Origin of the sequence: Kitasatospora setae KM-6054 (genome assembly GCF_000269985.1) — a bacterium.
Classification (GTDB): Bacteria; Actinomycetota; Actinomycetes; order Streptomycetales; family Streptomycetaceae; genus Kitasatospora; species Kitasatospora setae.
This window is the reverse complement of the sequence record NC_016109.1, coordinates 3,448,811-3,472,010: the sequence shown is the minus strand read 5'-3', so window position 1 is coordinate 3,472,010 and position 23,200 is coordinate 3,448,811. Positions and strand designations below refer to the sequence as shown.

The following is a 23,200-nucleotide window of genomic DNA, read 5'->3' as shown; positions in this document are numbered from 1 at the left end:
GGGCCGCCCCGGCGGCCGGCTGACGCCGGGTCGGTTGTCAGTGGCGGGCGGCAGAGTGGAGGTCGTACGGGGCGAACGGGAGTGCGTCCTCCCAGGTCAGTGCCCGTGCCACCACTTCTTCGCGCCTCCGTGCGCGGCGTTCTGACGTCCCGTGAGATCGGAGCAGTCGATGACCACCGAGACGACCACCGAGACGGCCGGCGAGAAGGTCGGCGAGACGGCCGGCGAGGTCCTGCGGCAGCACGCCGAGGACGCGTTCGCCGAGGAGCTGGCCGCCCTCGCCCGGCACGACGACCGGGCCAGGCCGGAGCGCTGGCGGCTGTCGCCGTGGGCGGTCGCCACCTACCTGCTGGGCGGCGAGCTCGCCGACGGCACGGTGATCACGCCGAAGTACATCGGGCCGCGCCGGGTGATCGAGGTGGCCGTCACGACGCTGGCCACCGACCGGGCGCTGCTGCTGCTCGGCGTGCCCGGCACCGCCAAGACCTGGGTCTCCGAGCACCTCGCGGCGGCGATCTCCGGCGACTCCACGCTCCTCGTCCAGGGCACCGCCGGCACCCCCGAGGAGGCCGTCCGCTACGGCTGGAACTACGCCCAGCTGCTCGCCCACGGCCCCAGCGAGGACGCGCTGGTGCCGTCCCCGCTGATGCGCGCGATGCGGGACGGCCGGATCGCCCGGGTCGAGGAGCTCACCCGCATCCCGGCCGACGTCCAGGACAGCCTGATCACCATCCTGTCCGAGAAGACCCTGCCGGTGCCCGAGCTGGGCTCCGAGGTGCAGGCGGTCCGCGGCTTCAACGTGATCGCCACCGCGAACGACCGCGACCGCGGCGTCAACGAGCTGTCCTCCGCGCTGCGCCGCCGCTTCAACACCGTGGTGCTGCCGCTGCCCGCCACCCTGGAGGAGGAGGTCGAGATCGTCACCCGCCGGGTCGGCCAGCTCGGCCGCTCCCTCGACCTGCCCGAACTGCCCGGCGGCGCCGAGGAGATCCGCCGCGTGGTGACGGTCTTCCGCGAGCTGCGCGGCGGCCTGACCGCCGACGGGCGGACGAAGGTGAAGACCCCCAGCGGCACGCTCTCCACTGCCGAGGCGATCTCCGTGGTCACCAACGGCCTCGCCCTCGCCGCCCACTTCGGCGACGGCGTGCTGCGCGCGGGCGACGTCGCGGACGGCATCGTCGGCGCCGTGGTCCGCGACCCGGTCGCCGACCGGCAGGTGTGGCGCGAGTACGTGGAGGGCGTGGTCCGCGACCGCGAGGGCTGGAAGGACTTCTACCGGGCCGCCCGGGAGGTCTCCGCGTGAGCGCCGAGACCTCGGGAACCGCCGGGGCGGGGGCCGCCGGGGTGACGCTGCTCGGGGTGCGCCACCACGGCCCCGGCTCGGCCCGCGCGGTCGCCGCCGCGCTGGCCGCGCTGCGCCCCGACGCGGTGCTGATCGAGGGCCCGCCGGAGGCCGACGCGCTGGTCGCGGCCGCCGCCGGGAAGGACATGGTGCCGCCGGTCGCGCTGCTCGCCCACGTCACCGACGACCCGGCCCGGGCCGCGTTCTGGCCGTTCGCCGAGTTCTCGCCCGAGTGGGTCGCGCTGCGCCACGCGCTGGACGCCCAGGTGCCCGTCCGGTTCATCGACCTGCCCGCCGCGCAGAGCCTCGCGCTCGGCCCGCGCGGCGAGGGCGCGGCCGACCAGGACGGCGCGGACGGTTCGGACGGCTCGGACGGCGACCCGATCGTTACCGGGGACGGCGACACGTCCGGGGCTGACGGCGCATCAGAGGGGGAGGGGGAGCGGGCGGGGTCCGGAGTGCCGGGGGGCACTTCCGGGCCCGTCCCGGTCGTCCCGGTCGACCCGATCGCCGAACTCGCCGCCGCCGCCGGGCACACCGACCCGGAGACCTGGTGGGAGGACGTGATCGAGCACCGCGCCCCCGGCGGCGACCCGCTGGCCCCGTTCGCCGCGCTCGCCGAGGCGATGGCCGCCCTGCGCGAGCACCACCCGGCCGAGCGGCGCGACCTGGTCCGCGAGGCGGCGATGCGCCAGCAGCTGCGGGCCGCCCGCCGGGCCGGGTACCGGCGGATCGCCGTGGTCTGCGGCGCCTGGCACGTTCCCGCGCTCGCCGCGATGCCGACCGTCGCGCACGACCGGGCGCTGCTCGCCGACCTGCCCAGGAAGCTCAGGACCGAGCTGACCTGGGTGCCGTGGACGCACCGCCGGCTCTCCCAGCACACCGGCTACGGCGCGGGCATCGACTCGCCCGGCTGGTACCACCACCTGTTCACCGCCCCCGGGCAGCCGCTCGCCCGCTGGATGACCCGGGTCGCCGAGCTGCTCCGCGCCGAGGACCACCCGGTCTCCTCCGCGCACGTCATCGAGGCGGTCCGGCTCGCCGAGACCCTCGCCGCGGTGCGCGGCCGCCCGCTGCCCGGCCTCACCGAGACCCTGGATGCGGTGCGCGCCGTGATGTGCGACGGCTCGGACGTCGCGCTCGCGCTGGTCCGCGAACGGCTGGTGGTCGGCGACGCGCTCGGCGAGGTCCCCGACACGGTGCCCGCCGTGCCGCTCCAGCGCGACCTGGCCCGGCTGCAGCGCACCCTGCGGCTCAAGCCGGAGGCCGCGCCCCGCGACCTCGTCCTCGACCTGCGCAAGGAGCTCGACGTCGAGCGCTCCCGGCTGCTGTACCGGCTGCGGCTGCTCGGCCTGCACTGGGGCCGCCCGTCCCGGGACGGCGTCAACTCCACCGGCACCTTCCGGGAGACCTGGCAGCTGAACTGGGAGCCCGAGTTCTCGGTCCGGCTGGTCGAGGCCGGCCAGTGGGGCACCACGGTGCGCTCCGCCGCCACCGGCAAGGCGGTCGCCGACGCCCGGGAGGCCGAGCTCACCGGGCTGACCGCGCTCGCCGAGCAGTGCCTGCTCGCCGACCTGCCCGACGCGCTGCCCGAGGTGATGCGGCTGCTCGTCGACCGCGCCGCGCTCGACACCGACGCCGGGCACCTCGCCGCCGCGCTCCCCGCGCTGGTCCGCACGCTGCGCTACGGCGACGTCCGGGCCACCGACACCAGCGCGCTCACCGCCGTCGCGCACGGCCTCGCCGAACGGCTGAGCGTCGCCCTGCCCGCCGCCTGCACCGGCCTCGACGCGGACGGCGCGGCCGCCCGCCGGGCCGAGCTCGACGCCGTCCACCAGTCGGTCGCCCTGCTCGGCGGCGACACCGCCGAGCGCTGGGCCGGCACGCTGGCCGCGCTCGCCGCCCGCGAACCGCACGGCGGCCCCGCCACCGGCGTCCCCGGGCTGCTGCGCGGCCGCGCGGTGCGGCTGCTGCTGGACGACGGCCGGCTCGACGCCGAGGAGGCCGGGCGGCGGCTCGGGCTGGTGCTCTCCACCGCCTCCGAGCCGGCCGACGCCGGCGGCTGGGTCGAGGGCTTCGTCTCCGGCGGCGGCGCGCTGCTGCTGCACGACCCGACGCTGCTCGGCCTGCTCGACGACTGGCTGTGCGGGGTCCCCCCGGCGGCCTTCACCGACCTGCTGCCGGTGCTGCGCCGCACCTTCTCCTCGCTGGAGACCGGCGTCCGCCACACCATCGGCTCCCGGGTCGCGGCCGGCCCGCTCGGCGCCCCCGGGGCGGCCGCCGCCCCGGCCGCCCCGCTGGACGGGGAGCGCGCCGACGCGACCACCGGGGTGCTGGCGCTGCTGCTGGGGGTGCGGATCCCGCAGTCGAGGATCCCCCGCCAGCCGGACCGCCGGGCCACGGCCTGAGCCGCCCCTCTTCGCTAGGAGTCACACACATGACGGTTCGACAGGACGACGAGCGGATGCGCCGCTGGCGGCTGGTGCTCGGCGCCGACGGGGACGGCACCGGGGTGCGGCTGACCGGGCGGGACGCCGCGATGGACGGCGCGCTCGGGGCGCTGTACCGGGAGGACGGCAAGCGCTCGGCGGGGCTGGGCGGGTCGGCGCCGAAGGTGGCGCGCTGGCTGGGGGACATCCGGGAGTACTTCCCGACCAGCGTGGTCCGGCTGATGCAGCAGGACGCGATCTCCCGGCTCGGCCTGGACCGGCTGCTGCTGGAGCCGGAGATGCTGGCCGCCGTCGAGCCGGACGTCCACCTGGTCGGCACGCTGCTGTCGCTGAAGCACGCGCTGCCGGAGACCACCCGGGAGACCGCCCGGATGGTGGTCGGCAAGGTGGTCGCCGAGCTGGAGCGCCGGCTCGCCGACCGGACCCGCTCGACGGTCGGCGGCGCGCTGGACCGCAGCGCCCGGGTGAACCGCCCCCGGCACCGGGACATCGACTGGGACCGCACCATCCGGGCCAACCTGTCGAGGTACCTGCCGGAGTACCGCACGGTCGTCCCGGAGCGGCTGGTCGGCTACGCGCGGGCGCAGCGGGCGGTGAAGAAGGACGTGATCCTGTGCATCGACCAGTCCGGGTCGATGGCGCCGTCGGTGGTGCACTCGGCGGTGTTCGGCGCGGTGCTGGCGTCGATGCCGAGCCTGGACACCCGGCTGGTGGTGTTCGACACCTCGGTGGTCGACCTGACCGAGCAGCTGACCGACCCGGTGGACGTGCTGTTCGCGACCCAGCTGGGCGGCGGCACCGACATCAACCGGGCGCTGGCGTACTGCCAGTCGAGGATCAGCCGGCCGTCCGAGACGGTCGTGGTGCTGATCAGCGACCTCTACGAGGGCGGGATCCGGCACGAGATGCTGAAGCGGGTCGCCGCGATGAAGGCCGCGGGGGTGCAGTTCATCGCGCTGCTGGCGCTGTCCGACGAGGGCGCCCCGGCCTACGACCACGAGCACGCGCGGGCGCTGGCCGAGCTGGGCGCCCCGGCGTTCGCCTGCACGCCGGACGCGTTCCCGGACATCATGGCGGCGGCGATCGAGAAGCGTCCGCTGCCGGTGCCCGAGCCGCGCTGAGCGGGCCGGGCCGGGGAGTCAAGAGCGACCGGCACCACCCGTACGGATGAACCGGAGGCGTCGCCCGCGTCGGCGCGCCCCCGCTGGTGAGGGGGCCCGCGGCCGGGGCGGGGCGGGCCCGTTGTGACGGTTCTCACGAAGGTCGACCCGGCCCCGGGCGAAATACGCCCGTCGTGCGGAGATAACCTGCCATGCGGACGTGACGCGCGTGTTGATTGACGATGCGCCCGGCAACTGCGTGGGCCGCAAGGCCGTACATCTGCGTACCCGCTCAGTGTCGACGACCCGCAGCGAAGATCCTGCCGTGGCACGCTCGTAGAGACACATTCCGCGACCACGAACAAGGACAAACACGTGGACCTGTTCGAGTACCAGGCGAGGGACCTCTTCGCCAAGCACGGTGTACCCGTGCTTGACGGCGATGTCATCGAGACCGCCGCAGACGCTGCCGCCATCGCGGAGCGCTTCGGCGGCCGAGCCGTCGTCAAGGCTCAGGTGAAGGTGGGCGGCCGAGGCAAGGCCGGTGGCGTGAAGCTCGCGTCCGACCCGCAGGACGTCGTGGCCAAGGCCGAGGCGATCCTCGGCATGGACATCAAGGGCCACACCGTCCACAAGGTCATGCTGGCCCAGACCGCGGACATCCAGGAGGAGTACTACGTCTCCTTCCTGCTCGACCGCACCAACCGCACCTTCCTGGCGATGGCCAGCGTCGAGGGCGGCGTGGAGATCGAGGTCGTGGCCGAGGAGAACCCGGACGCGCTCGCCAAGATCCCGGTCGACGCCAACGAGGGCGTGACCGCGGAGAAGGCCGCCGAGATCGTGGCCGCCGCGAAGTTCCCGGCCGAGATCGCCGACCAGGTCGCCGACGTCCTGCAGAAGCTCTGGGTCGTCTTCGTCAAGGAGGACGCCCTCCTGGTCGAGGTCAACCCGCTGATCAAGTCCGGCGACGGCAAGATCATCGCGCTCGACGGCAAGGTCTCCCTGGACGAGAACGCCGAGTTCCGCCAGCCCGACCACGAGGCCCTCGAGGACAAGGCCGCCGCCAACCCGCTGGAGGCGGCGGCGAAGGCCAAGGGCCTGAACTACGTCAAGCTCGACGGCCAGGTCGGCATCATCGGCAACGGCGCGGGCCTCGTCATGAGCACCCTGGACGTCGTCGCGTACGCCGGTGAGAACCACGGCGGCGTGAAGCCGGCCAACTTCCTCGACATCGGCGGCGGCGCGTCCGCCGAGGTGATGGCGAACGGCCTGGAGATCATCCTGGGCGACACCGACGTCAAGTCGGTCTTCGTCAACGTCTTCGGCGGCATCACCGCCTGTGACGCGGTCGCCAACGGCATCGTGCAGGCCCTCGCGCTCCTGGAGGGCAAGGGCGAGGCCGTCACCAAGCCGCTGGTCGTCCGCCTGGACGGCAACAACGCGGAGCTCGGTCGCCAGATCCTGACCGACGCCAACCACCCGCTGGTCGAGCAGGTGGACACCATGGACGGCGCCGCTGACCGCGCCGCCGAGCTGGCCAACAAGTAAGGAAGGGGACTTAACACCATGGCTATCTTCCTTACCAAGGACAGCAAGGTCATCGTCCAGGGCATGACCGGCTCCGAGGGCATGAAGCACACCCGCCGCATGCTCGCCTCCGGCACCCAGATCGTCGGCGGTGTGAACCCGCGCAAGGCCGGCACCACCGTGGACGTGGACGGCACCGAGGTTCCGGTGTTCGGCACCGTGGCCGAGGCGATCGAGAAGACCGGTGCCGACGTCACCGTCATCTTCGTCCCGCCGGCGTTCACCAAGTCGGCCGTGGTCGAGGCGATCGACGCCGAGATCCCGCTCGCCGTGGTCATCACCGAGGGCGTGCCGGTGCACGACACCGCCGCGTTCTGGGCCCACGCCGGCGCCAAGGGCAACAAGACCCGCATCATCGGCCCGAACTGCCCCGGCCTGATCAGCCCCGGACAGTCCAACGCGGGCATCATCCCGGCCAACATCACCGGCCCGGGCAAGATCGGTCTGGTGTCGAAGTCCGGCACCCTGACCTACCAGCTCATGTACGAGCTCCGTGACCTCGGCTTCTCCTCCGCGGTGGGCATCGGTGGCGACCCCGTCATCGGCACCACCCACATCGACGCCCTCAAGGCGTTCCAGGAGGACCCGGAGACCGAGCTGATCGTCATGATCGGCGAGATCGGCGGCGACGCCGAGGAGCGGGCCGCGGCCTACATCGCCGAGCACGTCACCAAGCCGGTCGTCGGCTACGTCGCGGGCTTCACCGCGCCCGAGGGCAAGACCATGGGCCACGCCGGCGCCATCGTCTCCGGTTCCTCCGGCACCGCCCAGGCGAAGAAGGAGGCCCTGGAGGCCGCCGGCGTCAAGGTCGGCAAGACGCCGTCCGAGACCGCCCGCCTGGCCCGCGAGCTGATCGCCGCCGCCGCGCAGTAGTCAGCCGCGGCGGCCGACCCCGGTGGTCGGCCGCGGCAGGACGACACCGAGGCGCCGCACACCGTCCCCGAACCGGGGGGTGTGCGGCGCCTCGGCGCTTCTCCGGGCCGCTCCGCTTCGACGTGCGGACGGTCAGGGCGCGGACGGTCAGGGCGCGGACGGCGGGGCGCAGAGCTCCGCCGGGCCGCACGGGGCGGCCATCGGCGGCGGCAGCGGACGGCGCTCGGCGGCCGCCGGGGCGAACGGCGAGCGGCGGGCCGCGAACAGGTCGGCGCGCGACCGGCCCGCCGCGGACCCCTCCGGCGGGGGCGGCAGCTGCCCGGGCGGGCCGACCAGCCGGGCCGGGACGCCGGGCGTCGGACCGCACCACGGCGTCCGCAGCCCCGGGGCGCCGTCCGGGGCGGCCGGGCCCGCGCTGCCCGAACCCGCCGCCGTGCACGCCGTCGCCCGCACCGGCGCCGGACGCACCAGCTCCGACGGGCCCACCCCCAGCAGGGTGGTCACCACCGCCGCGCCCACCGCGACGGTCAGCGCCGCCGCCCCGCCCGTCACCAGCCCGGTGTGCAGCCGGCTGTCCGCGACCAGCCGCGCGGCCGACGGCAGCCGGGGCCCCGGGCAGCCGTGCACCGCCGCCCGGTGCAGCAGCGCCGCCAGCCGCTCCGCGAACTCCGGGTCCTCCGGGTCCTCGCCGACCAGCGCCGGCACCTCCCGGGCCAGCGCCGCCCGCGCCGAACGCACCCGGCGCTCCGCCGCCGCCGTGCTCGACTCCACCTCCACCGCGACCAGCTCCACCGGCAGGCCCAGCGTGTCGTGCAGCACCAGCGCCCGCCGCCGCGGCCGCGACAGCCGCAGCAGCGCCTTCACCAGCGCCCGGTCACGCTGCGTCAGCTTCTGCGGCGGCTCCGGCGGCTCGGGCGCCCCCGCCGCGTCCACCGCGATCCGCCGCCGCGGCCGGCGCAGCAGGTGCGTCCGCCGCGGACCGCCCCGGTGCCACGGCGACAGCGCCAGGTCGAACGCCTCCCTGCGCACCCACCCCTCCGGATCCGGCTCCGCCGCCACCTCCGCCCACCGGCGGCCGGCCGCGCCCAGCGCCAGGTGCACGCAGTGCGCGGCGCGGTGGCGGTGGCCGGTCAGCAGGAACACCTGCTGGACCAGGCGGGTGTGGACCAGCGCGGCGAACTCCTCGAACGAGGCCGGGACGGGGGCGTAGTCGGGTTCGGGCTCGCCGGTCGGGTCGCCGTCGACGCGGTCGCCGTCGGCCGGGGTTTCGGGGGCCGGGGGTTCGGGGGCCGGCGCCGCCGCCGGGGGGAGCGGCGGGCCGACGAACTCGGCGGGCTCGGCCTCGGGCGCGGCGGGCTCGGCGGGCTCGGCGGCGGGCGCGGGCTGGACGGCCGGGGCCGCCGCCGGGGCGAGGGCGGTGACCAGGGCGACGGCTTCCTCGCGGTCGCGGACGCCGAGCTTGCGGATCGCCCGGTTGAGGTGGTTGCGGGCGGTGCCGGGGGCGACGCCCAGGTGGCGGGCCATGGCGCGCAGGTCGTCGCCGGCGGCCAGTCGGGCCAGCGCCTCGGCCTCGCGCGGGGCGAGGCGGCGCAGCAGGAGTTCGGCGTCCTCGCGTGCCCGGGGTGAGGTTCCGGTGGTCGGCTCGGGCTCGGCGGTCGAAGGCGTGGTCACCGATCTCCTCCGTGGCGGGTCCGTCCCGGAAAAAGGCACATGTACTGATAATCCGGGACACGGCGAAGGTGTGCGCGTTGACACCTCTCAACGGGTGGTGTTGGCAGCATGAGGGCCATGACGCAGCTGATGGGCCGTCCGATCCTGGGCCTGCCGAGCGACTTGGAAAGCCGCTCCACCCTCACCGACCTGCTCACCGGCGTCCGCACCGCGCTGCTCACCCTGTCCGTGGTCGCCGCCCCGGTGTTCGGCCTCTGGGTGCTGGCCCCGTACGGCGACGACACGGCCGGGGACGCGGCCCGGGCCGTGTGCGGGCTCTGGCTGCTGGGCCACGGCGGGCCGCTCGTCCGGGGGCCGGGGGCCGCGCCGGTGACCGTCGCGCCGCTGCTGCTCACCGTTGTCACCGCCGTGCTGCTCTCCCGGGCCGGCCGCCGCCAGGCCCGGCGCGCCAGGGGGCGCGGATGGCTGCGCTGGCGCTCCCCGCTCGCCGTGTACGCCGGCTACCTGCTGGTCGCGGCCGTCGCCGTCGCCCAGTGCGCCGACCCGCAGGCCCTGCTGCGCTCCCGCGCGCTGCCCGACCTGGCGGCCGTCGCCCTGCTGGCCGGCGGCGCGCTCGGCCACGGCCTGTGGGCCGGACTCGGCCGCCCGCTCGCCCTGCCCCGACTGCCGCTGCCCCCCGCGCTCTGGCCGGACGGCGCCGGACCGGCCGTCGGACGGGCCCTGGCCGGCTGGCTGCTCGCCCTGACGGCCGGCGGCGGGGTGGTGCTCGCCACCGCCGTGCTGCTCGGCTCCGCCGGGCAGCACGCGCAGCGGCTCGGCGGCGGCACCGCCGACTGGCTCGGCATGCTGCTGGCCTGCCTGGCGGTGCTGCCCAACGCGCTGGTCTGGTCGGCCGGCTACGCCCTCGGCGTCGGCTTCGCGGTCGGCACCGACGGCCACGCCGGACCGTTCGGCACCCGGACCGGCGCCCTCCCCGACTTCCCGCTGCTGGCCCTGCTGCCCGCCGACCGGGGCCCCGACTGGCACCTGCTCGCCGGCGCCGCCCCGGTGGCCGCCGCGGCCGCCGCCGCCCTGCTGCTCGGCCGCGCCGCGACCCGCTGGACCCCCGCCCAGACCGCGGCCGCCGCCATCGCGACCGCCCTCGCCGCCATCCCGCCCGCCCTGCTCGCCGGGTACCTCGCCGGCGGCGCGCTCGGCCCCGGCCGGATGTCCGAACTCGGCCCGGTCGGCTGGCAGTTCGCCCTCGCCCAGACCGGCTGGCTGCTCGCCCTCGCCCTCCCCGGCGCGCTGCTGCACCGCTGGTGGCTCGGCCGCGACGGCGGCCCCGGCGCGGGCCCGGTGCTCCGTGCCCGGCTGGGGGCGTACCGGCTGGTGTGCCGGCTGGCCGCGTAGCCGTACGGGGAGCGGCGGGGGAGCGGCGGGGGAGCGGGCCGGGGCCGTCGCGCGGCTACGCGTCCGCGCGGCGCAGGGTGCGCAGGCCCGCCAGGACGGCCGCCGCCGTCCAGGCGGCCATCAGCAGCAGGCCGGTGGTGTGGCCGTAGGGGGTGCCCGGGGTGTCGGCGAGGCGCAGGGCGTACCGGCCGGCCCGGTCGGGGAGGAACCGGGCGGCCTCGCGCAGGCCGGGCACGGCGGCGAGGGCGGTGGTGCCGAGGAAGACGGCGGGGGAGAGCAGGCCGAGGGCGGCCGTCTGGCTGCGCAGGACGGTGGTGAGCGCCAGGCACAGGACGAGCAGCAGCGGGTGGTAGAGCACCTCCGCGGCGAGGGCCCGCGCGCTGCCCGGCGCGGACAGCCGGAGGCCCACCGTCGCGGCGGTCGCGGCGAGCTGCCCGCCGACGGTGGCCAGCCCGACCGCCAGTCCCAGGCCGGTGCCGAGGAGCAGCTTGGCGCGGTAGAAGCGCAGCCGGTCCGGGACGGCGGCGAGCGAGGTGGCGAGCGTCCCGGCGGCGTACTCCTGGCCGATCAGCAGGATGCCCAGGCAGGCGACCGCGACCTGGCCGAAGTTCAGCCCGTAGGAGAGGCCCTCCATCGGGTCGCCGGTCAGCGAGGTGTCGGTGCGGCCGTACGCGGCTTGGACGGCGGCGGTGATCCCGGCGCTGAGCAGGACCGCGAGCGGCGGGGCCGCCCACAGCGGGCGCAGCGTGGCGAACTTGGCCCACTCGGCGCGCAGCGGGTGCGTGGTGGCGCTCACGCCGGCACCGCCCGGTAGTCGACGGTGTCGGCGGTCATCCGCATGAAGGTCTCCGCGAGGGTGTCGTGGGTGACGGACAGTTCGACGAGCACCACGCGGTGCTCGGCGGCCAGCGCGCCCAGCCGGCCGGGGTCGGCGTCCGGGACGTCGAACGCGCCGTCGCCGGCGGGCACCGCGTCCGGGTGGGCGGTGGCGAGCAGCGCGGCCAGCGCGGCCGGGTCGACGGCCCGGACCCGGACCCGGCGGCGGCCGTGCCGGGCCAGGAACGCGTCGGTGGAGGAGTCGGCGAGCAGCCGGCCCCGGCCGATCACCACCAGGCGGTCGGCGGTGACGGCCATCTCCGCCATCAGGTGCGAGGAGACCAGCACCGCCCGGCCCTCGCCCGCGAGCCGGCGCAGCAACTCCCGGATCCACCGGATGCCCTCCGGGTCCAGGCCGTTCACCGGCTCGTCCAGCAGCAGCGCGGCCGGGTCGCCGAGCAGCGCCGCCGCGATGCCCAGGCGCTGGCGCATGCCCAGCGAGAAGGTCCGGATCCGGCGGCCGGCGACCTCGGCGAGGCCGACCCCGGCCAGCACCTCGCCGACCCGGCGGGCCGGCAGCGCGTGCGAGGCGGCGATCCACCGCAGGTGCCCGGCCGCGGTCCGGCCCGGGTGCGGCGCCTGGGCGTCCAGCAGCGCGCCGACCCGGCACAGCGGACGCTCCAGCGCGGCGTACGGCCGCCCGTCCACCAGCGCCGCGCCGGACGTCGGCCGGTCCAAGCCCAGCACCATCCGCAGCGTCGTCGACTTGCCCGACCCGTTCGGCCCCAGGAACCCGGTCACCCGCCCCGGCTCGACCCGGAACGTCAGGCCGTCCACGACCGTCCGCCCGCCGTACGCCTTGGTCAGGTCGCGGACCTCGATCACGGGAACTCCCCTCTGCCGGTTGCCTGTTCCGAGTCAACCGCCGGCCCGGGAGCGGCCGGATCCCGCGCAGGGGTGGTTCCCCTCCCTCCTGAGAGGGAGCGGCCGAGCGCCGCCCTGACAAGGCGGAGGTCGGCGGTTCGAAAGCCCCGGCCGCCCTGACCACCGCCTCCGCCGGCCCTGGCGCCCCGGCCGCTCCCGCCGCTCCGCGAGGCTTAGCGGAAGGTGTCGAGGTGCTCCGTGAGGAAGGGCTCCAGTCCGCGCGGGGCGCGGCCGAGCAGGCGGGTGACGGTGTCGGTGGGGTGTTCGGGGCGGGTGAGGGCGAGGTGCTGGATCTCGGCGACGTGGGCCGCCAGCCAGTCCGGCAGGCCGCGGTCGGTGGTCAGGTGGGAGCGCAGTTGGGCGGGGGTCAGGTCCAGGTGGCGGACCGGGGTGCCGCGCAGGCGGCCGAGCAGGTCGGCGAGCCGGTCGAAGGACCAGGTCTCGGCGCCGGTCAGGGTGTGGGTGCCGCCGGCCAGTTCGGGCCGGGTGAGGACGGCGGCGGCCACGTCGCCGATGTCCCGGCAGTCGACGTAGTTGCACGGGGCGTGGCCCATCGCGCTCGTGATCAGCCCGGCGCGGGCGACGCCCGGCCCGAGCGGCAGCAGGTTCTGCATGAACGCGTAGGGGCGCAGCACGGTGGCGGTGACGCCGGCCGCGCGCAGCCGGGTCTCGACGGTGTGGTGGCCGCGGGCGATCGCGACCGGGGAGTCCGGTTCGGCGGCGGGGGAGGAGATCTTGACGATGTGGTCGATGCCGCTGTCCAGGGCGGCGGCGACGGCCCGCAGTTCGAACTCGACCTGCCGGGGGCCGTTCTCCATGGTGAGGAAGAGCTGGCGGCCGCCGCGGAACGCGGCGCGCAGCGATTCCGGGTCGGCCGCGTCGGCGGCGCGGACCTCGACCAGCGGGTCGGCCGCCGGGCCGAGGCGGGCGCGCAGCCGGTGCGGTTCGCGGCTGAGCGCCCGGCAGGGCACCGCGCCGCCGGTCAGGCTGCGTACCAGTGCGCCGCCGGTCGAGCCGGTGGCTCCCATCACGATGATCATCGCTTTCCCTTCGAGGGGTGGGTGGTGAACCGGCCGCGCCAGCGCCAGCCGACGATCGCGGCGGCGAGCGCCGCGGACAGCGGCAGGTCGAGCGGGAGCCGGTCGAGCCAGGGCCCGCCGGGGAGTCCGGTCCAGTCGGGCAGCCAGCGCCGGGCCGCGCAGCCGAGGGCGAGGGCCGGGGCGGCGGCGAGCGCGGCGCCGGCCAGCGAGAGCAGGGCCCGGCGGCCGGGCCGGGTCGGGCGGCGCCGGCCGGAGAGCTGGAGCCAGCCGCCGGCCAGCAGCGCGACCACGGCCGAGGTGCCGGCGATCGAGGTGCCGGCGGCCCGTAGCAGTTCGGTGTTCCCGCCGATGAGCGCGCCGGCGCCCGCGGTCAGCGCCGGGGCGGCGTAGGCCGTCGCGGCCTCCCGCCAGAGCGCGAACGGCGGTGGGCCGTCGGCGGGTTGGGCTCGGTGTCGGTCGTCCTTGGTCATGCGGTTCCTCCCCGAGGCAGTAATTAGCTGCCTAACCATATGGGCGATGAAAAGCCCCGCCGATCGGCGGGGCCGCATGGGGCGGTGCGGGGTGCCCGCTATTCGGCGGTCAGCTCCCCGATGCCGCGCGCGATCCGCTCCAGCAGCTCCAGGAACGTCCCGCGCTCGGCCTCGGTGAGGCCGCCGACCACCGCCTCCAGGCGCCGGAAGTGCTCGGGCGCCATCTCTCGCAGGCGCTGCGCGCCGCGCGCCGTCAGCACCACGACGCTGGCCCGGCCGTCCTCCCGGGAGGGGCGGCGGGCCACCAGGCCGTCCCGCTCCAGTCCGTCCACCAGGCCGGTCACCGTGGCCCGCGAGACGCCGAGCCCGGCGGCCAGCTGCGACGGCGACTTCTCGCCGCCGCAGTCCTCCAGGTCGGCGAGCAGCCGGTAGCGGCCGGTGGAGAGGCCGAACCGGCCGAAGTGCGCCTCGGCCGCCTGCCCGAGCCGGGCCCCGGCGGCCATCAGCCGGACCATCACCAGGACCGACTGCGGGTCGGCGGTCAGCCCGTAGTGCCGGATCTGGCGGGCGGCCTGGTCCAGCGTCGGCTGGGCGGACGTGTGGTCGGGGTCCTGGCTCATGGAAGTAATATGGCGGCTAATCATCTGGCCCGTCAAGCCCACCGAGTCCGGCGGGCCAGCCGGACGGCCCCACCGGGCGGCCCCGCGGCGGGGCAGGATGGCCGGATGCCCGCACTCCTCGCCCCGCTGCTGCGCCCCGTCACGTACACCCGCTGGCTGCACCTGATGGTCGGGTTGGTGTTCGCCGGGGTGCTGCTGCTGGTGTACCCGGGGACGGAGGGGGTGCCGACCGGGCGGGTGGTGCTGGGGGCGGTCGGACTGGACGTGCCGCTGCTCTGCCTGGTGGCGCTGGTGCCCGGGGTGCGGCGCGGGGAGGGGGTGCAGGCGCGGCTGCTGCTCGGGCCCGCCCGGGAGGAGGAGATCGGGGTCGCGCCGTCGGCGGGCTGGGCCGACCGGGGGCGGACGGCGTGCTGGCTGGTCGCCCGGGTCGCCCTGAGTGTGCTGCTCGGTGCGGCGACGGTGGCGGTCGTCCGGGCGGCGGCGGACCTGCCGCTGCTCGCGCCGCCGGCCGCCTTCGCCCTGCTCTGGCTGGTGGTGTGGGCCGGGCGGCTCCAACTCGCCCTGGCGGTACGGCTGCTGGGGCCGTCCGGGGTGGAGCGGCTGGCCGCCGCCGAGGCCCGGGCCGAGCGGCTGCTGGAGCGCAACCGGCTGGCCCGCGAACTGCACGACTCGATCGGGCACGCGCTGACGGTCACCGTCGTGCAGGCGGGCGCGGCCCGCGAGATCCCCGACCAGGCTTTCCGGGAAGGGGCGTTGGCGGCGATCGAGACCACCGGGCGGCGCGCCCTCGACGACCTGGAGCGGATGCTGGTGCTGCTGCGCGAGACCCCGGACGCCGCCGCCACCGAACGGCCCGGACTGGACCGCGCCGCCGAGATCCTCGCCGCCGCGACCGCCGCCGGCAGCCCCGTCGACGCCCGACTCGACGTCCGGGCGGCCGAGTTGCCCGGCGTGCTGTCCCGCGAGGCGTACCGGATCCTCCAGGAGGGCGTCACCAACGCGCTGCGGCACGCGCCCGGCGCCCCGATCCGGATCCGGGCCGCGCTCGACGCCGGAACGCTGGAACTCGAATGCCGCAACGCCCGTACCGGCGGCGGGAGTTCACGCAGAGGCGGCGGCAAGGGGCTGCGCGGCGTGCGCGAACGGGCCGTGCTGCTCGGCGGCGACTGCGCGGCCGGACCGGACGGGCCGGACTGGCTGCTGCGGGTGCGGCTGCCGCTACGGTTGGGCCGGTGACGGTGATCAAGGTGCTGCTGGTCGACGACGAGGAACTGATCCGCTGCGGCCTGCGCCGTCCTCGACGCCCAACCGGACGTCCAGGTCGTCGGCGAGGCCGCCGACGGCGCCGAGGCGCTCGCCCTGGCCCGCTCGCTGCGCCCGGACGTGGTGCTGATGGACGTCCGGATGCCCGGCCTGGACGGCCTGGCCGCGACCCGGGCGATCCTGCGCGGCACCGACCGGCCCCCGAAGATCCTGGTGGTCACCACCTTCGAGGCCGACGACTACGTGTACGAGGCGCTGCGCGCGGGCGCCGACGGCTTCCTGCTCAAGCGCTCCCGCCCCGCCGAGGTCGTCCAGGCCGTCCGGCTGGCCGCCACCGGCGAGACGCTGCTCTTCCCGGCCGCGATCCGCCGCCTCGCCGCCGCCCGGGCCGGGCACGCCGCCGACGGCGGCGCCGTCGCCCGGGCCGGCCTGACCGGCCGGGAGGGAGAGGTGCTGCGGCTGATGGCCCGCGGCCTGTCCAACGCCGAGATCGGCGCCCAACTGCACCTCGGCGTCCAGACCGTGAAGACCCACGTCAGCGCCGTCCTCGGCAAACTCGGCGCCCGGGACCGCACCCAGGCGGTGATCGCCGCCTACGAGTCGGGCTTCGTCACCCCGGCCGAACCGGACTGACCGCCGCCCGGGCCGGACTGGCCGCCGCCCGTCGGATCCGCGCACAGCAGGCGGTCCCCGAGCAGGTGGTCGCAGTGGCCCTGCTTGATCGCGTGGCGGAGGTCCGCCCACTCGTCGGGGTTCACGAACAGCACCTTCCGGGGGTCCGTCGCCCGCGCGATGGCCACCCCGTGGCGGGAACTCGCCAGCACCACCCCGTCCGGGTCGTCGCCGACCGCGTGCCAGTCCAGCCCCGGCAGGCCGTGCGGGTAGTACTCGACCGGCGTCACGCCCCCACCTCCGCCCACAGCCGCTCCCAGCGCCCCGTCCTGCTGTGCCCGAACCGGTCGCCCGTCCGCAGCACCCCGAGCACCGCCGCCGCCACCGCCTCGTCCGGGAGCCCCGTCACCCGGGCGGTGACCCGGAACGCCCCGCCCCCGACCTGCTCGACCACCGGCTCCCGCCCGGTCAGCCGGTGCAGCGCCCCGCCGATCCGCGCCGCCCGCTCGGCCGGACTCCCATCCGGCGGCCCGTCCTCCGGCGTCAACACCCTTGCTCCCCCTCCGAGTTCGCTTCCACTCGCGCCAACCCGTCCCGGCGGACCTCCGTTTCGGTACCGCCGCCGACCGGGCGCACCCACAGCAGACCGCCCCACTCACCCATGAAGCGGACGACCTCCCCGGACTCCCGGTCCAGCACCAACTCGCCGACGCCGGAAGGCAGGTACGGCCCATCCCGTTCGCTCACCGTGTGCTCCGATCTTTCTCCGTTGCGTCACCAGCATCGGCATCGCTGGCTACGATCGGAAGCGTTTCTAATCAACACTTGATTGAGTTGAATAGGCGGGAACGCGCGTGCGGATCAACCGACTTGACCCCTCGTCATCCCCACTCGCGGCCTTCGGCTGGCAACTCCGCGAGCGGCGCCGACGCGAACGCCTCACCCAGGAGCAACTCGGCCACCGGGCCGGCTACACCGGCGCGTACGTCTCCCTGATCGAGAACGGCAAGCGCCGCCCCCCGGTCGAGTTCGTCCGGGACGTCGACCGCGCGCTCGGCGCGGCGGGCGCGCTGGAGGGCGCGTGGTGGATGCTGGGCCACACCGCGTTCTACGAGGGGTTCCCGGAGTACGTCGGCCTGGAGGCGACAGCCCGCCGAATTCGGGTGTGGGAGATCGGGATTTCCCCGGGAATCGCCCAGACGGAAGAGTTCGCGCGAGCGGTTCACGGCAGCTATGTGGAGCGTGGGGCCGTGACCGTAGAGCAGGCCGCCGAACGAGTCGGAGTGCTGCTCGGCCGGCAGGCGCCCTTGAGTCTGCCGAATCCGCCGGAACTGCACATGGTGCTGGACGAGAGCTGCATCCGTACGGTGATCGGATCCCCCGAGGTGGCGGCCCGGCAACTTGCCTGGCTGGCCGAGCTGTCCGCGCGACCCAACGTCATCCTCCAGGTCATGCCCTTCGCCGGTGGAGCGAGGCGTCCGTACCGGCAGCCGGTTTATCTCCTGACGATGGCTGACGGATCGTTGGTGGGATACACCGAGACGCATCAACGAGGTTATGTCGAACGCGAAAGCGAAATCGTGGCGGGCTGGGTGGACGACTATCATCGACTGCAGGCTGAAGCACTCCCCCCGGCTGACTCGCTCGTGCTGATCAGCAAGGTTCGGAAGGATCTATGCAACATGCTTCCTGTTGACCTGCCCAAGGCCAGTTGGTTCAAGTCCAGTTACTCCGACAGCGGCGGCGCGTGCGTCGAGATCAGCACCGCCTTCGCGGAGTCCGCCGGCGTGGTGCTGGTGCGTGACAGCAAGGACCCCGAGGGCGCGTACCTGACGGTGCCGGTCTCCGCGTGGAGCGCTTTCGCCGGCGCGGTCTGAGCGAGTGGGTGGCGCCCCCGGCCGGTTCTCGTGGTCGGGGGCGTTGCCGTGACTGCGGGTTACCGCTTGTCGTCGGCGGACATCAGGTCGCTGAGCCAGGCCGGGGCGTCGTGGTCCTGGGCGCAGCTGTGGCTGCCTTCCTGGGTGACGGCGTTGTCGAGGCAGCTGAGGTAGTCGCGGTAGGCGATCTGGACGGTGAAGGCGCTGACCGAGATGACCAGGGCGAGGCCGCCGGTGATCAGGGCGCCGAGGGCGGCGGGGACCTGGGGGCGGACCGGGCGCGGGGTGAAGGGGTCGGTGACGGGCTCGGCGGGGGTGCGCAGGACGGTGACGGCGTACCAGACGGCAAGCAGCGCCAGCGGGAACGCCAGCCAGTAGAGGGTGAAGAGCGCCGTGATCAGGGCGGCGAAGCCGGAGTAGAGGGCGTTGCGGGCCGCGCGGTGGGACGGGTCGGCCGGGTCGAGTTTCGGGGCGGGCTGGGGGCCGCGCTGCGGCTGGGGGTGGTCCTCGTCGGTCCGGCCGTCCGGTCGCCGCTGGTCGGGGTGCGGGGTGCGGGGCTGCCAGGGCTGGTCGGGTGCGCCGGGCGGAGGGGGCGCGAAGGGGTTGCGTTCGCCGCTGTCCTCGCCGCTGCTCATGGTGTCGGCCGTTTCTGCTCGTCGGGTGGCCCGCCCGGTGTGGGGGAGAGATGGGCGGTCGGTCAATGATCCCCCAGGCGGTTCCCGGGTGTGCGGCACCCTGCCAAGGTCGGGTCGGGGCGGTCGGGAGATCCCCGTCTCAACTACGCGCGTAGCGTTGCCGTCCGGTTACGGGTGGCCTCCCACCAGCCGTTATCGTGGTGACGGTCGGCAGCTTCCCACGGTTCCCCGGGCACCCGCAGCGCCGCGGCCCCCGGCGGTCCCGCCGCCGGCTCCCGACCCGCCACCGCCCGTAGTGGCCCCACCGTGGGGTGGACGTACCAGCGGGCGACACCCGACGTACGGAGAATCGCGCCGTGGCTGCCGCTGACGCCCAAGTGTTCCCGCCCCGTACCCCCGGACCGGCCCGGCTGGTGGTCCTGGTCTCCGGCTCCGGCACCAACCTCCAGGCGCTGATCGACGCCGCCGCCGACCCCGCCTACGGTGCGGAGATCGTCGCGGTGGGCGCCGACCGGACCGGCATCGCGGGCATCGAGCGGGCCGAGAAGGCCGGGATCCCGGTGTTCGTCGAGCGGGTCGGGGACCACGCCGACCGGGCCGGCTGGGACGCCGCGCTGACCGCCGCCGTCGCCGCCCACCGGCCCGACCTGGTGGTCACCGCCGGGTTCATGAAGATCCTCGGCCCCGGGTTCGTCGGCGCCTTCGCCGGCCGCACCGTCAACACCCACCCCGCGCTGCTGCCCGCCTTCCCGGGGGCGCACGGCGTCCCCGACGCGCTGGCGTACGGGGTGAAGGTCACCGGCTGCACCGTGCACCTGGTGGACGCCGGGGTCGACACCGGGCCGATCATCGCCCAGGGCGTGGTGGAGGTCGAGGACGCCGACCACGCCGACGGGGGCGAGGCGCTGCACGAGCGCATCAAGACTGTCGAGCGCAAGCTGCTCGTCGAGGTCGTGGGCCGGCTGGCCCGCGAAGGACACCGCATCGAGGACCGAAAGGTATGGATTCCGGCATGAGCGCCGCTTCCTCCGCCCACAAGCCCGTCTCCGAGAACGTGCGCCCGATCCGGCGCGCGCTGATCAGCGTCTACGACAAGACCGGGCTGGAGGAGCTGGCCCAGGGCCTGCACGCCGCCGGGGTCGCCATCGTCTCCACCGGCTCCACCGCCGGGAAGATCGCCGCCGCGGGCGTCCCGGTCACCGAGGTCTCCGAGCTGACCGGCTTCCCCGAGTGCCTGGACGGCCGGGTCAAGACCCTGCACCCGCGCGTGCACGCCGGCGTGCTGGCCGACCTGCGGCTGGAGTCGCACCGCGAGCAGCTCGCCGAGCTGGGCGTCGAGCCGTTCGACCTGGTCGTGGTGAACCTGTACCCGTTCACCGCCACCGTGGCCTCCGGCGCCACCCCGGACGAGTGCGTCGAGCAGATCGACATCGGCGGCCCGTCCATGGTCCGCGCCGCCGCGAAGAACCACCCCTCGGTGGCCGTCGTGGTCGACCCGGCCCGCTACGCGGACGTGCTGACCGCCGTCCGGGGCGGCGGCTTCGACCTGCTGACCCGCAAGCGCCTCGCGGCCGCCGCGTTCGCGCACACCGCCGCGTACGACGTCGCGGTGGCGAGCTGGTTCGAGGAGTCGGGCTACACCGAGTCCGAGGCCGCGTTCCCGTCCTTCCTGGGCTCCACCTGGGAGCTCGGCAACGTCCTGCGCTACGGCGAGAACCCGCACCAGCAGGCCGCGCTCTACACCGACGGGACCGGTGGCCTGGCGGGCGCCGAGCAGCTCCAGGGCAAGGAGATGTCCTACAACAACTACGTGGACACCGACGCGGCCCGCCGCGCCGCGTACGACCACGCGGGCCCGGCCGTCGCCATCATCAAGCACGCCAACCCGTGCGGCATCGGCACCGGCGCGGACGTCGCCGAGGCGCACCGCAAGGCCCACGCCTGCGACCCGGTCTCCGCGTACGGCGGCGTGATCGCCGTCAACCGCCCGGTCACCGTCGAGCTGGCCGAGCAGATCGCCCCGATCTTCACCGAGGTCGTCGTCGCCCCCGGCTACGAGGACGGCGCCCTCGCGGTGCTGGCCAAGAAGAAGAACCTGCGGGTGCTGCGCGCCCCCGAGACCCCCGCCGACGCGCTGGAGTCCCGCCGGATCTCCGGCGGCCTGCTGCTCCAGCAGGTCGACCGGGTCGACGCGGCCGGCGACGACCCGGCCACCTGGACGCTGGCCACCGGCGAGGCGCTGTCCGCCGACGAGCTGGCCGAGCTGTCCTTCGCCTGGCGGGCCTGCCGGGCCGTCAAGTCCAACGCGATCCTGCTCGCCAAGGACGGCGCCTCGGTCGGCGTCGGCATGGGCCAGGTCAACCGGGTCGACTCCTGCAAGCTCGCCGTCGAGCGGGCCGGCGAGCGCGCGGTCGGCTCCTACGCCGCCTCCGACGCGTTCTTCCCGTTCGCCGACGGCCTGGAGATCCTGCTCGCCGCGGGCGTCAAGGCCGTGGTGCAGCCCGGCGGTTCGATCCGCGACGAGGAGGTCGTGGCGGCCGCCGAGAAGGCCGGCGTCACCATGTACCTCACCGGGGCCCGGCACTTCTTCCACTGAGCCCGCGCCGACCCCGCGCGCTCGCGCCGAGGGCCCCGCACTCCCGACCGGGAGTGCGGGGCCCTCGGGCGTCCGGCGGGCGCCGGCACTAGCGCTTGATCACCACCGTGCCGGCCGCCCGGTCGTGCCAGCCCTGCTGCTTGCCGGAGTTGTCGAACACCGGCGACAGGTAGACCAGCGCCGCGCCGATGTAGCAGACCAGCACGCCCGCGATCGGGATGATGAAGCGGACGAAGGCGCCGCCCAGGCCCGGGTTCTGGCCGTCGCGCTCGCGGACCACCCGCAGGCCCAGCGCCAGCTTGCCGACGGTGCCGCCCGCCAGCGAGACCATCAGCCACTCGTAGACCAGCATGAACACGAAGCCGGCCAGGGTCATCACGCCGATCGCGATCAGCGCGTTGGTGTTCGTGTCGTCGGTGCACGCCGAGTAGTCCGCGAAGCTGTTCGTCTTGCAGCTCTCCGGCTCCTTCAGCAGGCCGACCGCGCCGGCCAGGCCCGCCACCATCGCCAGGGTCAGGAACACCGAGAGGACCACGCCGTCCAGCAGCCGGGCCAGGAAGCGCTGGCCCATGCCGGCGACCCGCACCGGGCCGAGGTGCGCCAGGGTCAGGTAGCCGTTGGCGACCTGCGGCACGCCCGGCATCTGCGGGTAGCCGTACCCGACCTGCGGCGGCACCTGCGGCTGCGGGTAGCCGTACCCGTAGTCGGCCGGCGGCGGCGGGGCCTGCTGCGGGTAGCCGTACCCGGCCGGCGGCGGGGCCTGCTGCGGGTAGCCGTACCCGGGCGGCGGGGGTTGCTGGCCGTACGGGTTGTTCGGGTCGGGCGGGTAGCTCATCGGTGCCTCCGGCAGGAAGGAGCGTGAACGGGACGGACAGGGACGGGCGAGCGGTGACGCCGATCGCGGGGCAGAGTAGCGGACCATCCCGAACGGCCGCCGGTCAACCGCCGCCGCGCCGCCACCGCGCGGCCACCGCGCCACCGCCACCGCCGCCGCCCGCCGCCGCCCCGCCGCCCCGCCGTCCGGCAGGCGGTCCGGCGGCACGGCCGCCCCCGGGATCCGGGAGAATGGACCCATGACTGCCCAGATTCTCGATGGCAAGGCCACCGCGGCCGCGATCAAGTCCGAACTCGCCGTCCGCGTGGCGGCCCTCAAGGAGCGGGGCATCGTCCCCGGCCTCGGCACCGTCCTGGTCGGCGACGACCCGGGCAGCCGGTGGTACGTCAACGGCAAGCACCGGGACTGCGCGGAGATCGGCATCGCCTCGATCCAGCGCGAGCTGCCCGCGACCGCCACCCAGGAGGACGTCGAGAACGTCGTCCGCGAGCTCAACGCCGACCCGTCCTGCACCGGTTACATCGTCCAACTGCCGCTCCCCAAGGGCCTGGACCAGAACCGCGTGCTCGAACTCATGGACCCGGACAAGGACGCCGACGGCCTGCACCCGACCTCGCTCGGCCGGCTCGTCCTCGGCATCGACGGCCCGCTGCCCTGCACCCCGCTCGGCATCGTCGAGCTGCTCCGCCGGCACGGCGTCGCGCTGGACGGCGCCGAGGTCGTCGTGGTCGGCCGCGGCATCACCGTCGGCCGCTCGATCGGCCTGCTGCTCACCCGCCGCAGCGAGAACGCCACCGTCACGCTCTGCCACACCGGCACCCGGGACCTCGCCGCGCACCTGAAGAACGCCGACGTCATCGTCGCCGCCGCGGGTGTCCCGCACCTGGTCAAGCCCGAGGACGTCAAGCCCGGCGCCGCGATCCTCGACGTCGGCGTCTCCCGCAGCGAGGGCAAGATCGTCGGCGACGTGCACCCCGGTGCCGCCGAGGTGGCCGGCTGGATCTCCCCCAACCCCGGCGGCGTCGGCCCGATGACCCGCGCGATGCTCCTCAACAACATCGTCGAGGCGGCCGAGCGCCGCGCCGGCCTCTGAGAGC

Annotated in this window: 21 protein-coding genes and 1 pseudogene; 12 read left to right on the top strand and 10 right to left on the bottom strand. The window is 75.4% G+C overall.

The window, feature by feature from the left end:
* Positions 1-169 precede the first annotated feature (169 nt).
* The 5 genes from KSE_RS15200 to sucD all read left to right on the top strand — a co-directional run bounded on the left by KSE_RS15200 (position 170) and on the right by sucD (position 7,352).
* Positions 170-1,303 (top strand): ATP-binding protein, encoded by a 1,134-nt coding sequence (locus KSE_RS15200; protein ID WP_014136202.1) that lies wholly within the window; start codon positions 170-172, stop codon positions 1,301-1,303.
* On the top strand, positions 1,300-3,750 hold the full coding sequence (locus tag KSE_RS15195) for a DUF5682 family protein (RefSeq protein ID WP_014136201.1): 2,451 nt from the start codon (positions 1,300-1,302) through the stop codon (positions 3,748-3,750). The genes KSE_RS15200 and KSE_RS15195 overlap by 4 nt, the downstream gene beginning before the upstream one ends.
* A 29-nt stretch (positions 3,751-3,779) precedes the next feature.
* On the top strand, positions 3,780-4,913 hold the full coding sequence (locus KSE_RS15190) for a VWA domain-containing protein (RefSeq protein WP_014136200.1): 1,134 nt from the start codon (positions 3,780-3,782) through the stop codon (positions 4,911-4,913).
* 354 nt (positions 4,914-5,267) lie between these two features.
* On the top strand, positions 5,268-6,440 hold the full coding sequence (gene sucC, locus KSE_RS15185; protein ID WP_014136199.1) for an ADP-forming succinate--CoA ligase subunit beta: 1,173 nt from the start codon (positions 5,268-5,270) through the stop codon (positions 6,438-6,440).
* An 18-nt stretch (positions 6,441-6,458) separates the two neighbouring features.
* Positions 6,459-7,352: a succinate--CoA ligase subunit alpha gene (sucD, locus tag KSE_RS15180; protein ID WP_014136198.1), complete on the top strand. Its 894-nt coding sequence runs from the start codon at positions 6,459-6,461 to the stop codon at positions 7,350-7,352.
* Between the two features lie 147 nt (positions 7,353-7,499).
* Here the strand turns inward: sucD and KSE_RS38450 are convergent, their stop codons facing one another.
* Positions 7,500-9,023, bottom strand: coding sequence for a LuxR C-terminal-related transcriptional regulator (locus KSE_RS38450; protein WP_014136197.1), 1,524 nt, complete (start codon positions 9,021-9,023; stop codon positions 7,500-7,502).
* A 117-nt stretch (positions 9,024-9,140) separates the two neighbouring features.
* On the opposite strand from KSE_RS38450, the gene KSE_RS38445 reads away from it, so the two are divergent.
* Positions 9,141-10,415, top strand: coding sequence for a cell division protein PerM (locus KSE_RS38445; protein WP_014136196.1), 1,275 nt, complete (start codon positions 9,141-9,143; stop codon positions 10,413-10,415).
* Between the two features lie 55 nt (positions 10,416-10,470).
* Here KSE_RS38445 and KSE_RS15165 read toward each other — a convergent pair whose 3' ends face one another.
* The 5 genes from KSE_RS15165 to KSE_RS15145 all read right to left on the bottom strand — a co-directional run bounded on the left by KSE_RS15165 (position 10,471) and on the right by KSE_RS15145 (position 14,285).
* On the bottom strand, positions 10,471-11,211 hold the full coding sequence (locus tag KSE_RS15165; protein ID WP_014136195.1) for an ABC transporter permease: 741 nt from the start codon (positions 11,209-11,211) through the stop codon (positions 10,471-10,473).
* The gene (locus KSE_RS15160) at positions 11,208-12,116 is read right to left on the bottom strand and encodes an ABC transporter ATP-binding protein (RefSeq protein WP_014136194.1); all 909 of its coding nucleotides are present in this window, start codon (positions 12,114-12,116) and stop codon (positions 11,208-11,210) included. Before KSE_RS15160 ends, KSE_RS15165 begins: the two co-directional genes overlap by 4 nt.
* A gap of 212 nt (positions 12,117-12,328) precedes the next feature.
* Positions 12,329-13,195 carry an NmrA family NAD(P)-binding protein gene (locus tag KSE_RS15155; protein WP_014136193.1) on the bottom strand — a complete coding sequence of 289 codons (867 nt, stop codon included), beginning with the start codon at positions 13,193-13,195 and terminating at the stop codon, positions 12,329-12,331.
* Positions 13,192-13,665 carry a hypothetical protein gene (locus KSE_RS15150; RefSeq protein WP_014136192.1) on the bottom strand — a complete coding sequence of 158 codons (474 nt, stop codon included), beginning with the start codon at positions 13,663-13,665 and terminating at the stop codon, positions 13,192-13,194. The genes KSE_RS15155 and KSE_RS15150 overlap by 4 nt, the downstream gene beginning before the upstream one ends.
* Before the next feature lie 98 nt (positions 13,666-13,763).
* On the bottom strand, positions 13,764-14,285 hold the full coding sequence (locus tag KSE_RS15145) for a MarR family winged helix-turn-helix transcriptional regulator (RefSeq protein WP_014136191.1): 522 nt from the start codon (positions 14,283-14,285) through the stop codon (positions 13,764-13,766).
* A 105-nt stretch (positions 14,286-14,390) separates the two neighbouring features.
* Here KSE_RS15145 and KSE_RS15140 point away from each other — a divergent pair, with 105 nt between their 5' ends.
* The gene (locus tag KSE_RS15140; protein WP_014136190.1) at positions 14,391-15,521 is read left to right on the top strand and encodes a sensor histidine kinase; all 1,131 of its coding nucleotides are present in this window, start codon (positions 14,391-14,393) and stop codon (positions 15,519-15,521) included.
* A gap of 2 nt (positions 15,522-15,523) precedes the next feature.
* A pseudogene (locus KSE_RS15135) lies at positions 15,524-16,181 on the top strand (response regulator transcription factor).
* Here the strand turns inward: KSE_RS15135 and KSE_RS15130 are convergent.
* Together KSE_RS15130 and KSE_RS42820 are read right to left on the bottom strand one after the other, a co-directional pair.
* Positions 16,142-16,450, bottom strand: a complete 309-nt coding sequence (locus KSE_RS15130) for a hypothetical protein (RefSeq protein WP_014136188.1) — start codon at positions 16,448-16,450, stop codon at positions 16,142-16,144. The pseudogene KSE_RS15135 and the gene KSE_RS15130 overlap by 40 nt on opposite strands.
* The gene (locus KSE_RS42820) at positions 16,447-16,710 is read right to left on the bottom strand and encodes a hypothetical protein (RefSeq protein ID WP_014136187.1); all 264 of its coding nucleotides are present in this window, start codon (positions 16,708-16,710) and stop codon (positions 16,447-16,449) included. Before KSE_RS42820 ends, KSE_RS15130 begins: the two co-directional genes overlap by 4 nt.
* Before the next feature lie 304 nt (positions 16,711-17,014).
* Here KSE_RS42820 and KSE_RS15115 point away from each other — a divergent pair, with 304 nt between their 5' ends.
* A complete protein-coding gene (locus KSE_RS15115; RefSeq protein WP_014136185.1) occupies positions 17,015-18,037 on the top strand; it encodes a Scr1 family TA system antitoxin-like transcriptional regulator in 1,023 nt (340 codons plus the stop codon).
* Positions 18,038-18,096: 59 nt separating this feature from the next.
* Here KSE_RS15115 and KSE_RS15110 read toward each other — a convergent pair whose 3' ends face one another.
* Entirely contained in the window at positions 18,097-18,672 is a 576-nt protein-coding gene (locus KSE_RS15110) for a hypothetical protein (protein ID WP_014136184.1), read from the bottom strand.
* A 356-nt stretch (positions 18,673-19,028) separates the two neighbouring features.
* Between KSE_RS15110 and purN the strand changes: the two genes are divergently transcribed.
* Together purN and purH are read left to right on the top strand one after the other, a co-directional pair.
* Positions 19,029-19,688, top strand: coding sequence for a phosphoribosylglycinamide formyltransferase (purN, locus tag KSE_RS15105; protein ID WP_231873173.1), 660 nt, complete (start codon positions 19,029-19,031; stop codon positions 19,686-19,688).
* On the top strand, positions 19,685-21,268 hold the full coding sequence (purH, locus tag KSE_RS15100; RefSeq protein WP_014136182.1) for a bifunctional phosphoribosylaminoimidazolecarboxamide formyltransferase/IMP cyclohydrolase: 1,584 nt from the start codon (positions 19,685-19,687) through the stop codon (positions 21,266-21,268). The genes purN and purH overlap by 4 nt, the downstream gene beginning before the upstream one ends.
* 88 nt (positions 21,269-21,356) lie before the next feature.
* On the opposite strand, the gene KSE_RS15095 is transcribed toward purH, so the two are convergent.
* Positions 21,357-22,103: an RDD family protein gene (locus tag KSE_RS15095; protein ID WP_014136181.1), complete on the bottom strand. Its 747-nt coding sequence runs from the start codon at positions 22,101-22,103 to the stop codon at positions 21,357-21,359.
* 238 nt (positions 22,104-22,341) lie between these two features.
* Between KSE_RS15095 and KSE_RS15090 the strand changes: the two genes are divergently transcribed.
* Positions 22,342-23,196 carry a bifunctional methylenetetrahydrofolate dehydrogenase/methenyltetrahydrofolate cyclohydrolase gene (locus KSE_RS15090; RefSeq protein WP_014136180.1) on the top strand — a complete coding sequence of 285 codons (855 nt, stop codon included), beginning with the start codon at positions 22,342-22,344 and terminating at the stop codon, positions 23,194-23,196.
* Positions 23,197-23,200: the final 4 nt, after the last annotated feature.

What these genes read in the sequence shown, in the direction of transcription:
- KSE_RS15200 (WP_014136202.1), top strand. Translation starts at nt 170, where the DNA reads ATGACCACCGAGACGACCACCGAGACGGCCGGCGAGAAGGTCGGCGAG.
- KSE_RS15190 (WP_014136200.1), top strand. Translation starts at nt 3,780, where the DNA reads ATGACGGTTCGACAGGACGACGAGCGGATGCGCCGCTGGCGGCTGGTG.
- sucD (WP_014136198.1), top strand. Translation starts at nt 6,459, where the DNA reads ATGGCTATCTTCCTTACCAAGGACAGCAAGGTCATCGTCCAGGGCATG.
- KSE_RS38445 (WP_014136196.1), top strand. Translation starts at nt 9,141, where the DNA reads ATGACGCAGCTGATGGGCCGTCCGATCCTGGGCCTGCCGAGCGACTTG.
- KSE_RS15155 (WP_014136193.1), bottom strand. Translation starts at nt 13,195, where the DNA reads ATGATCATCGTGATGGGAGCCACCGGCTCGACCGGCGGCGCACTGGTA.
- KSE_RS15150 (WP_014136192.1), bottom strand. Translation starts at nt 13,665, where the DNA reads ATGACCAAGGACGACCGACACCGAGCCCAACCCGCCGACGGCCCACCG.
- KSE_RS15145 (WP_014136191.1), bottom strand. Translation starts at nt 14,285, where the DNA reads ATGAGCCAGGACCCCGACCACACGTCCGCCCAGCCGACGCTGGACCAG.
- KSE_RS15140 (WP_014136190.1), top strand. Translation starts at nt 14,391, where the DNA reads ATGCCCGCACTCCTCGCCCCGCTGCTGCGCCCCGTCACGTACACCCGC.
- KSE_RS15110 (WP_014136184.1), bottom strand. Translation starts at nt 18,672, where the DNA reads ATGAGCAGCGGCGAGGACAGCGGCGAACGCAACCCCTTCGCGCCCCCT.
- purH (WP_014136182.1), top strand. Translation starts at nt 19,685, where the DNA reads ATGAGCGCCGCTTCCTCCGCCCACAAGCCCGTCTCCGAGAACGTGCGC.
- KSE_RS15095 (WP_014136181.1), bottom strand. Translation starts at nt 22,103, where the DNA reads ATGAGCTACCCGCCCGACCCGAACAACCCGTACGGCCAGCAACCCCCG.
- KSE_RS15090 (WP_014136180.1), top strand. Translation starts at nt 22,342, where the DNA reads ATGACTGCCCAGATTCTCGATGGCAAGGCCACCGCGGCCGCGATCAAG.